Raw genomic sequence first — 9,655 nt, 5'->3', positions numbered from 1 at the left:
TGTGGAGCTGCGGCGCGCCCGCTCCGCAACCGTCCGGGGAGGAGAACCCGTACGCGGGGGGTCGGAGCTACCCGTGGAGCGCACCCGCGCAGATCGACCCCAGCAACCCCTACGCCACCCCCACCCCCTGGCCCACCTGGACCAGCCCCACCGCCCCCCACACCCTCACCACCCAGGCCACCACCACCAACCACCTCAGCGACCTCACCCCCACCAGCGCCACCAACGCCTGGGGCCCCATCGAAAAAGACCAGAGCAACGGCGAACAAGCCCAGGGCGACGGTCGACCCCTCACCGTCCGCGGCACCACCACCCCCAAAGGCCTCGGCGTGCACGCCGCCAGCACCGTCACCTACACCCTCGGCGCGCAATGCACCACCCTCACCGGCAGCGTCGGCATCGACGACGAAACCAAAGGACGCGGCAGCGCCGTCTTCAGCCTGCAGGGCGACGGCCGCACCCTGTACACCAGCCCCAAAGTCACCGGCACCAGTGCCGCGGTGAGCTTCAACGTGGACGTCACGGGCGTGCAGACCCTCAAGTTGATCGTCACGGACGGCGGGGACGGCATCGACTACGATCACGCCGACTGGCTCGACCCGATCCTGAGCTGCGCGACCAGCGCGCCGCCGTCGGGCACGACGCCGTTGACGGACCTGACGTACGTGAGCGCCACCAACGGCTGGGGTCCGGTGGAACGGGACCGCAGCAACGGGGAGAACCTGGCGGGCGACGGGGTGGGCATGAAGATCGAGGGGGTCGCGTTCGCGCGTGGGTTGGGGGTGCACGCGGGGAGCGTGGTGCGGTACGCGCTGGACGGACGGTGCTCGGTGTTCGAGACGAGCGTGGGGGTGGATGACGAGGTGGGCGCGCGGGGCAGCGTGGTGTTCGAGGTGTGGCGTGACGGGGTGCGGGCGTGGTCGTCGGGGGTGCGGCGCGGGACGGACGCGGCGGTGAGCGCGCGCCTGGACGTGTCGGGCGCGTCGGAGGTGCGGTTGGTGGTGAGTGACGCGGGGGACGGCAAGGATTACGATCATGCCGACTGGGCGGGCCCTACCCTCACCTGCGTCACGACCACCGAGAGCTTCCCGCAGGGAGGCGTGAGCGTGAATTTCCAGCCCGCCTCCACGGCCGTCCCGAACGGCTTCGTCGCCGACACGGGCGCGCCGTACAGCGCCACGCGAGGCTACGGCTGGATCCGCGAGGACAGCGTCGGCACCGCCACGCCCACCCCGCTCGACCTGAGCACGAACCTTCGCGACCGCGCCGACCCCTCCGTGGACGTCGCCACGAGCACCCTCATTCACATGCAGTACCCCACGAGCGCCGCCGGGACGGGCAACAAGACGCCCGGCGCGTGGGAGTACGCCCTCCCGAACGGCACCTACAACGTCACCGTCGGCGTCGGCGACGCCAGCAACAGCTTCGACAGCACCCACCAGCTGAACGTCGAGGGGCAGGCCGCCGTGTCCGCCTTCGAACCGACCGAGCCACGCAAGTTCTTCGTGGGCGCGCGCCGCGTCACCGTCACCGACGGACGCCTCACCCTCGACGCGCGCGGCGGCATCAACACCAAGCTCGACTGGGTCCGCATCCAGCCTGGCGACCGGCCCGCCGTGCGCTACACGGGACCGCAGGCCTTCGAGAAGATGGTGGATCTCTCCCGCGCCGTCACGGCCGACCTGAACCTCGTCTCCGCCGGTGTGGACGTCACCAGCATGACCCCGACGACCGTGCGGCTCTATGAGAGCGCCACCGGCACCGACGTCGCCGCGTCACGCAACACCTCCGGCGGCAGCGACGTCGTCGTGCTGCGTCCGAGCGCGCCCCTCAAACCCAACACCCGCTACACCTTCGAGATCACGGGTGGTCTGCGTGACATCGCGGGGAGCGCCTTCCGGCCCTTCTCGACGTCCTTCGTGACGGGCTCCGCCACCACCAGCGGCAACGCCGTCGCGTTCGAGAAGGTCGAACTGCCCACCACCGTCGGCATGGGCTACACCGCCGTGGAGATCGGCCCGGACAACAAGCTGTACGCCGCGAACATCGTCGGCGAGATCCGCCGCTTCGGGATCAACGCCGACGGCACCCTCGGCACGCCCGAGGTCATCAAGAGCGTGCAGAACGCCAACGGCGGCCCGCGCAGCATCGTCGGGCTGAAGTTCGCGCCCGCCTCCACCGCAGACAACCTCGTCCTGTACGTCAGCAACAACTACTTCTGGGGCGGCCCCACCAGCGACCCCGCCCCGGACTGGTCCGGCAAGATCACCCGCCTCTCGGGGCCGAACCTGGAGAACGTGCAGGACGTCGTCGTGGGTCTCCCGCGCTCCGCGCAGGACCACATGACGAACTCCATCGCCCTGCGTCCCTCCGAGCCGAACGTCCTGTACGTGCTGCAGGGCAGCAACAGTTCGCTCGGCGCGCCCGACGTGGCGTGGCGCAACCGCCCCGAGCGGCTCCTCACGGCGGCCCTGCTGCGCGTGGACCTCACGAAGATCGGCACGCTCCCGCTCGACGTCCGCACCGAGGACGGCGGCACCTACGACCCGTACGCTCCGAACGCTCCCCTCACGATCTTCGCGAGCGGCATCCGCAACGCGTACGACATGGTCTGGCACACCAACGGACGGCTGTACGTGCCCACCAACGGCTCCGCCGCGGGCGGCAACGCGCCCGCCACGCCCTCCGTCCTGCCCGCCGCGTGCGCCCGGCGCGGCTACGGCGGTCCCGCCGTGCCCGGCATCACGGGCGCGGGCGTGCAGAACGACTACCTCTTCAAGGTGGAGGCGGGCGGCTACTACGGGCATCCGAACCCCCTGCGCTGCGAGTACGCCGCGTTCGGCGCGAACCCCACGAGCGCCGCCGACCCGATGGAACTCGCCGAGTACCCGGTCGGCACGCGCCCCGACCCGAACTGGCGCGGCTTCGCGTACGACTTCGGGCAGCACGCCTCTCCCAACGGCGTGATCGAGGAGTACACCCTCGCGGGGAACTCCGCGCTGAGGAACAAGCTGCTGGTGGTGCGCTTCAGCGCGGGCCGCGACATCATCGTGCTGACGCCCGGCGCGGACGGCAACATCGTCGCGGCGCAGGAGCGCGTCAGCGGACTCACGGACTTCTCGCCCGCCCCGCTCGACCTCGTCGAGAACCGTGAGAACGGCTACCTGTACGTCGCGCAGCTCGACCAGCAGAACTACGGCTCGGGCAAGATCACCCTCGTCCGTCCACGGTAGAACCGGGAACGCGGACGCCGCCGTACATCCCGCGGCGGCGTTCGTGTTCTGCTGGCCGTCTCAGCGGGGCGTGGCGCTCCAGACGTCCTTCGAGCCGTCCCCGCCCGCCATGCCGCCCGCGAACACGAAGCCCGGCCCCAGCGGCGCCGCCACGCCGGAAATCCGCGCGGACGGCAGGGCCGTCAGGGGCGCCCACTCGTCCCTGTCCGGATCGTAGGCCACCACGTCGGCGGTCCCGACGGTGTGCGCCGTCTCACCGCCCGCCACGACGATCCGGCCGCCCAGCACGAAGGTGGAGTTCGCGACGTGCCCCCGCGCGAAGGGCAGGGACTTCACGGCCGTCCACTCGTTCCTGGCCGGGTCGTAGCGGTCCACGGACGCCTGCGTGACGAGGGCGCCGTCGTGCCCCTTCTGCCCACCCACCGCGTAGATGAAGCCGCCCAGAACCACCGACCCCATGTGATGCCGGGGGTTGGGCAGGGGCGCCGCCGTCGTCCAGTTCGCCCCCGGGTCGTCGAGGTCGAGGACGTAGTGGTCCGCGACGTCCTGCGTCCGCGCGAGGTTCGTCCCGCCGAAGTAGTGCAGCTTCCCGCCGACGAGCTCCAGCTGTCCCGCCGCGCGCTCGATCGGCAGGTCGCGAAGGCGGTCGTAGCGGTTCAGGGTGGTGTCGTAACGCCACACGGCCCGCGTGCCGAAGATCTGACCCGTGCGGGACGCGTCGGCGATGTAGCCGCCCGCCAGGTACACGTACCGCGCGCCGTCCGTGGTGACGCCCACGTGCGTGGCGCCGCCGTCCGGCATGGACGCGACGGGCGCCCACGCGCTCCCGTCGTAGACGTACGCGCGGTCCGTGGGGACGCAGCACGCCTTGAGGCTGTCGAAGCCCCCGAAGACGTACAGCTTGCCGTTCACCACCCGGCCCTGGCTCTCCGAGACCCTGTAGGGCAGCGCGGTCGCCTGCGCGTAGGCGTAGGTCGTCGGGGCGGGCGAGGGCGAGGGCGTGGGTGTCGGTGCAGGTGTCGGATCGACGGGGGTGGGGGTCGGCGCCGGATCGACGGGGGTGGGGGTCGGCGCCGGATCGACGGGGGTGGGGGTTGGCGCCGGATCGACGGGGGTCGGGATCACCACCTCGGACGGGGCCGGGCCGCCCACCGGGCCGGGTGTGCCGCATGCCCCGAGAGCGAAGGTCAGGCTCGCGGCGAGTGCGAACGACTTCGAGTGGAACTTCGAGCGGGCAGGTTCAGGCATGGGGATGCTTCTCCTCTCGTGTTCGGGCCGGAGGAACGCGTCCTCCGGCCCATCGTGCCAGGTTCCTCGCCCCGGAACCTATTCCGGCGTTGCCCTCCATCCGGAGCCCGCCGCTCCCCCGGTGCCCTCTCCGCCCGTGAAGACGAAGGTATCGCCGAACGCGCCCGCCACACCCGAGGTGCGCGCGGCGGGCAGGGGAGAGAGGGTCGCCCACGTCCGGGTCGACGGGTCGTAGGCGACGACGTCCGCCGTCTTCTGCGTGTAGCCCGTCTCGCCGCCCGCCACGACGATGCGGGCGCCGAGGACGAACGTCGACGCGGCGATGTGGCTGCGCCCTCGTGGGAGCGCGGGCAGGGACGTCCAGCGGTCCGACGAGGGGTCGTAGACGTCCACGTCGGCGCTCGTGACGGCCTGAGCGTCCTGACCCTGCTGCCCACCCACCGCGTAGATCCGTCCGTTCAGCACGGCCGAGCCGAGGTGATTGCGGGCCCTCGGCAGGGCCGCCGCCACCCTCCATGCGGCGTCCGCCACGCCGAGGTCCAGCGTCCAGTGCTGCGCCGCGTCCGCCCGCGCGAGCGTGGACCCGCCGAAGTAGTGCAGGCGTCCGCCCACGAGCTCCAGCTGGCCGCCACCACGGGCCTCGGGCAGGTCGGGGAGGGCCGTGTAGGTGTTCTTCGCGACGTCGTAGCGCCACACGGCCCGCGTCCCGAACACCTGCCCGGAGCAGTCGGCACTGGCGGCGGCATACCCGCCCGCGATGAAGACGGAGGCGTCGTTCGCCGCCACACCCGCGTGCGTGACACCGCATCCCGGCATGTTCGCGAGCCTCGTCCACGTCCCGGCGGCGGGATCGAACACGTACGCGCGGTTGGTGGGCGTGTAGCCGGGCAGTTTCGTGACGTCGTACCCGCCGAAGGTGTAGAGCCGGCCGCCCACGACGCGGCCCTGCCCCTCGAAGACGCCCTGTGGCTGCGCGGCGATCGCCGTGTAGGTGAAGTCGTTGGAGACGACGGGAGGTGGCGGAGGCGTCGGCGCGGGGGTGGGCGTCGGTGTGGGGTCGGGCGTCGGGGTGGGGTCGGGCGTCGGGGTCGGGGAGGGCGAGGGAACCTCGCCCCGGACCTCGCTCTGGCCCGCGGGCGGCGCGCCGCAGGAGCCGAGGACGACGGAGAGCAGCAGGGCCGGCAGGAGAGCGGAACAGGCGAGGGAGCGCCGCACGGTCAACATCCTTTCGAGCGGAGAGGAGAAGTCTTCAACGCAGGATCTCGAGGCCGGCGAGGGCGCCGTAGTCCTTCGTGGCCCTGAGGTCGATGTTGAGCTGACCGTCCGTGACGGTCACCTGGAGGGGCTTGACGAGCGCGGTGTTCTTGCCCGCCTGCGCGAAGATGTCGAGGTTCGGGAGGACCACGGCGTTCTCGGCGAGGACGTCGAAGACACGCTGGCCCGGCGCGTTCCAGTACAGTTCCGCGAAGTGCAGGTTCACGGTGTACGTCCCGTTGTTGAGGGGAACGGTGTAGTGCATGATCCGCCGATCCTGGGCGGGCTCCGGGTTCATGAGGGCGCGGTACGTCTGGTACACGGGATCGATGCTGCTGTTCGCGATGGGCACCGTCGTCGGCTGGGCGGGTTCGTCGGGGGCGGTCGTCCCGGCGACGTCGGGAACGACGATGCCGCGCTTCTCGCTCTGGTTCACCCGGCTGGAGTAGGTCGTGACGAGGTCGGGCATCCACACGCGGCCCTGCGGGTCGGTGTACGAGGCGCCGTTCCTCGCGCCGACGTCGTAGAGGATCGGAGCGGGTTTGACGTTGCTGACGAGGAACATGTTGTCGTTGTAGTCGTAGTTGATGCCGACGTAGTCCATCAGCATCAGGTACGTGTCCGGGATGACCTGACCGGAAGGGTCGCGCACGGGCCAGAAGCGCAGGTCGTGCCCGCACTGTGTCGTCGCGCTCGGCGTGCAGTTCTCGGAACGTCCGTTGAGCGCGGGGTCCGTCCACTCGACGCCGTCCACGTTGAAGCCGAACACTTTGGACGGCGTGAACGTCGTGCGGGCAATGCCGGTCCCGCCGTTGACGCGCGGCAGCAGGGACTGCCCGTAGCTCGCGTCGTGCGTGAGGACGCTCGTGCGGTTCGACGAGCCCTTGGGGTGCCAGAAGAGCGCCGCGGTCTGACTCTGGTTGTGGAACGCGGCGAGTTGCGTCACCGTGACGGGCTTGGTCTCGTCGACCCGCTGCCAGTACGCCGAGATGACCTCGTCGCCGGTGGGCACGACGGCGCCCCACTGGTTGAGGTTCTGACCGGGTTTCGTGTACGTGAACTGGTAGCCGAAGGCGCGGCGGATGTCCTCCACGGAGGGCTCGTCGTTGTTCTCGGAGTACTGCTGCCACGTGCCCGCGAGCTGCACCACGAGGGCGGGCCGGGTGGAGTCGTTGGTCCTGAGGGTGAGGTTGCCCTCGTGCAGGTGACGGCTCGTCGGGCCGGGGCCCGTCGCGGTGAACTTCACCGTGAGGTCGAGCGACCCGCCGGGATTGACGGTCGCGGGGAGCGCCGGGAGGTTCGTGATCGTCCAGGGGCCCTGCACGGGCACGTCGGTGATGACGAGCGCCTCCTGCCCGGTGCTGCGAACGCGCAGGGTGACGGTGTCGTGGACGTTCTGTCCGCTGACGGGTTCCTGGATCCGGCTGAACACGAGCCGGTCCTGGAAGGGGAACGCGTCGCGGTTCTCCACGGTGATCCTCGCGAGGGACGTGCTGACGGCGGGCCGCGTGACGCTCGTCGTGGCGGGGACGCTCGCCGCGCCGGACGCTCCGACCGTGACGACCCGGTAGTACGAGACCTTGCCTGCCGGGGCGGTGGTGTCGCGGTAGGTGGACGTCTGGACGGGTTCGGACGTCAGGAGGGCGTACGGTCCGTTCTGACTGTCGGCGCGGCTGACGCGGTAGCCGGAAACGTCGCCGGGCACGTCGGCCCAGTCGAGGGTCACGCCGTCGGGGTCGGCGCTGGCCGTGAAGTTGGTGGGCGCCGCGAGCTGCTGATCGACGACGCCGCCGCCCTCCTGGTTGCTGGAGGGGTCGGGCGCGCCGCAGGCGCCGAGGACGAGCGCGAGGCTCAGGAGCAGGGCCGCGCGCAGACGGGACGGGGAGGGAGAAGTGTGAAGCATGATGACGGTCCTTTCCGGTGGGCCCGGGACGCGCCGCGAGGACGCGTCCCAAGATGGTTCAGCGCAGGATTTCGAGGCCCATCAGGGCGCCGTAGTCCTTCGTGGCCCTGAGGTCGATGTTGAGCTGGCCGTCCGTGACGGTGACGGTGAAGTCCTTGACGAGCGCGGTGTTCTGCGCGTTCGTGAGGGCGTAGATGTCGAGGTTCGGGAAGACCACGGTGTTCTCGGCGAGGACGTCGAAGACACGCTGGCCCGGCGCGTTCCAGTACAGTTCCGCGAAGTGCAGCTTCACGGTGTACGTCCCGTTGTCGATGGGGATGACGTAGTGCATGATCCGCCTGTCCTGGGCGGGCTGCGGGTCCATGATGGCGCGGTACGTCTGGTACAGCGGGCCCATGTCGGTCCCGGCGACGTCGATGGTGGCGGGGTCCTTGAAGGTGGGTTCGTCGGGCGTGGCGCCGCCGTTGTCCGCGAACACGATGCTGCGCTTCTCGTTCTGGCCGACGCGGCTGGAGTACGTCGTGCGGACGTCGGGCATCCAGACGTTGCCGCGCGGGTCGGTGTACGAGGCGGCGTTTCTCGCGCCGACGTCGTAGAGGACGGGGGCGGGCCTGATGTTGCTGATCAGGTACATGTTGTCGTTGTAGTCGTAGTTGATCCCCGCGTAGTCCATGATCATCAGGTACGTGTTGGGGACCGGGGTGCCCGAGCGGTCCCGGACGGGCCAGAAGCGCAGGTCGTGCCCGCACTGGGTGACGACGCCGGGCGTGCAGTTCTCCGAGCGGCCGTTCATGCTCGGGTCGCTCCACTCCCCGCCGTCCACGTTGAAGCCGAAGGTCTTGGCGTAGGGGGAGAAGGTGACGGTGGCGAGTCCGCCGCCCACGTTGTTGGCGGGCAGCAGCGACTGGCCGTAGCTGCCGTCGTGGGTGAGGGTGTGGTTGAGGCCGGTCTTGCCCTTCTCGTACCAGAAGATGGTGGCGGTCTTGCCCTGGTTGTGGAACGCGGCGAGCTGGACGATGGTCATGGGTTTGGTCTCGTCGGCGCGCTGCCAGTACGCGGAGATGACCTCGTCGCCCGTGGGGACGATGGCGCCCATCTGGTTGAGCGTCTGGCCGGACTTGGCGTAGGTGAACTGGTAGCCGAAGGCGCGGCGGATGTCCTCCAGGGTGGGTTCGTCGTTGCTCTCGGACAGGTTCTGCCAGGTGCCCGCGAGCTGCACGGGGAGACGCTGGTTGTTCGACGCGTTCGACACGATCGTCAGGTTGCCCTCGTGCAGGAAGGAGCTCACGTTGCCGGGGCCCGTCGCGGTGAACTTCACCGTGAAGTCCGCGAAGGCGCCCGCCGCGATCTTGAGGGGCGAGGCGGGCGTGACGGCGGGGGTGACGGTCCAGGGGCCCTGCACCGGCATCTCCGTGACCGTCACGGCCTCGGGGCCCGTGTTGCGGACGCGCAGGGTGACGGTGTCGTGGACGTTCTGACCGGGAACGGGCTGCTGGATGCGGCTGAACACGAGCCGATCGGGGAAGGGGATCTTGTCGAGATTCTCGACGGTCAGGACGCCCTGCGAGGCGGGAACCGACTCGGCGGGTCGGGTGGCGCTCGCGCTTGCGGGGGTGCTGACGTTGCCGCTCTTGTCGAGCGCCTCGACGCGGTAGTACGACGGCGTCCCGCCCGGCGCGGTGATGTCCTTGTAGGTCGCGGCGGTCAGCAGGGTGGGCGTGAGGACGCTCCACGGGCCGGTCGCGGCGCTCGCGCGGCTCACGCGGTACCCGGCGAGATCGGGTTCTGTGTTCGCGGTCCAGTTCAGCGTCACGCCGCTCGTGTCGGCGCTCGTGGCGAGACCGCGGGGCGCGGCGGGCGGTGTGGTGTCGGCCGGCGCGGCGCAGGTGAGGGTGGGGCCCGCCCAGTCGGCATGATCGTAATCCTTGCCGTCCCCCGCGTCACTCACCACCAACCGCACCTCCGACGCGCCCGACACGTCCAGGCGCGCGCTCACCGCCGCGTCCGTCCCGCGCCG

At 70.5% G+C, this 9,655-nt stretch carries 5 protein-coding genes; 1 reads left to right on the top strand and 4 read right to left on the bottom strand.

Annotated features, from left to right (window positions below):
• A partial coding sequence (locus DEIPI_RS34885; RefSeq protein WP_045235245.1) for an NPCBM/NEW2 domain-containing protein occupies positions 1-3,233 on the top strand: 3,233 nt, incomplete at its 5' end.
• Positions 3,234-3,293: 60 nt separating this feature from the next.
• On the opposite strand, the gene DEIPI_RS0126320 is transcribed toward DEIPI_RS34885, so the two are convergent.
• The 4 genes from DEIPI_RS0126320 to DEIPI_RS0126305 form a co-directional block, all read right to left on the bottom strand.
• The gene (locus DEIPI_RS0126320) at positions 3,294-4,481 is read right to left on the bottom strand and encodes a tRNA wybutosine-synthesizing protein 4 beta-propeller domain-containing protein (protein WP_084475031.1); all 1,188 of its coding nucleotides are present in this window, start codon (positions 4,479-4,481) and stop codon (positions 3,294-3,296) included.
• Positions 4,482-4,559: 78 nt separating this feature from the next.
• A complete protein-coding gene (locus DEIPI_RS34880; RefSeq protein ID WP_052352049.1) occupies positions 4,560-5,696 on the bottom strand; it encodes a Kelch repeat-containing protein in 1,137 nt (378 codons plus the stop codon).
• Between the two features lie 34 nt (positions 5,697-5,730).
• Complete coding sequence (locus tag DEIPI_RS34875) at positions 5,731-7,638, bottom strand: malectin domain-containing carbohydrate-binding protein (RefSeq protein ID WP_052352048.1); 1,908 nt, start codon at positions 7,636-7,638, stop codon at positions 5,731-5,733.
• A gap of 58 nt (positions 7,639-7,696) precedes the next feature.
• Positions 7,697-9,655, bottom strand: a 1,959-nt coding sequence (locus tag DEIPI_RS0126305) for a malectin domain-containing carbohydrate-binding protein (protein WP_027483752.1), incomplete at its 5' end; no start/stop codon positions are given.

It is taken from the genome of Deinococcus pimensis DSM 21231, from assembly GCF_000519345.1.
In the GTDB taxonomy this organism is placed as follows: Bacteria; Deinococcota; Deinococci; order Deinococcales; family Deinococcaceae; genus Deinococcus_A; species Deinococcus_A pimensis.
The sequence above is the reverse complement of the archived record's forward strand: the minus strand, read 5'-3'. Positions and strand labels throughout refer to the sequence as shown.

Coding starts and splice junctions, on each gene's coding strand:
- DEIPI_RS0126320 (WP_084475031.1), bottom strand. CDS start 4,481: ATGCCTGAACCTGCCCGCTCGAAGTTCCACTCGAAGTCGTTCGCACTC.
- DEIPI_RS34875 (WP_052352048.1), bottom strand. CDS start 7,638: ATGCTTCACACTTCTCCCTCCCCGTCCCGTCTGCGCGCGGCCCTGCTC.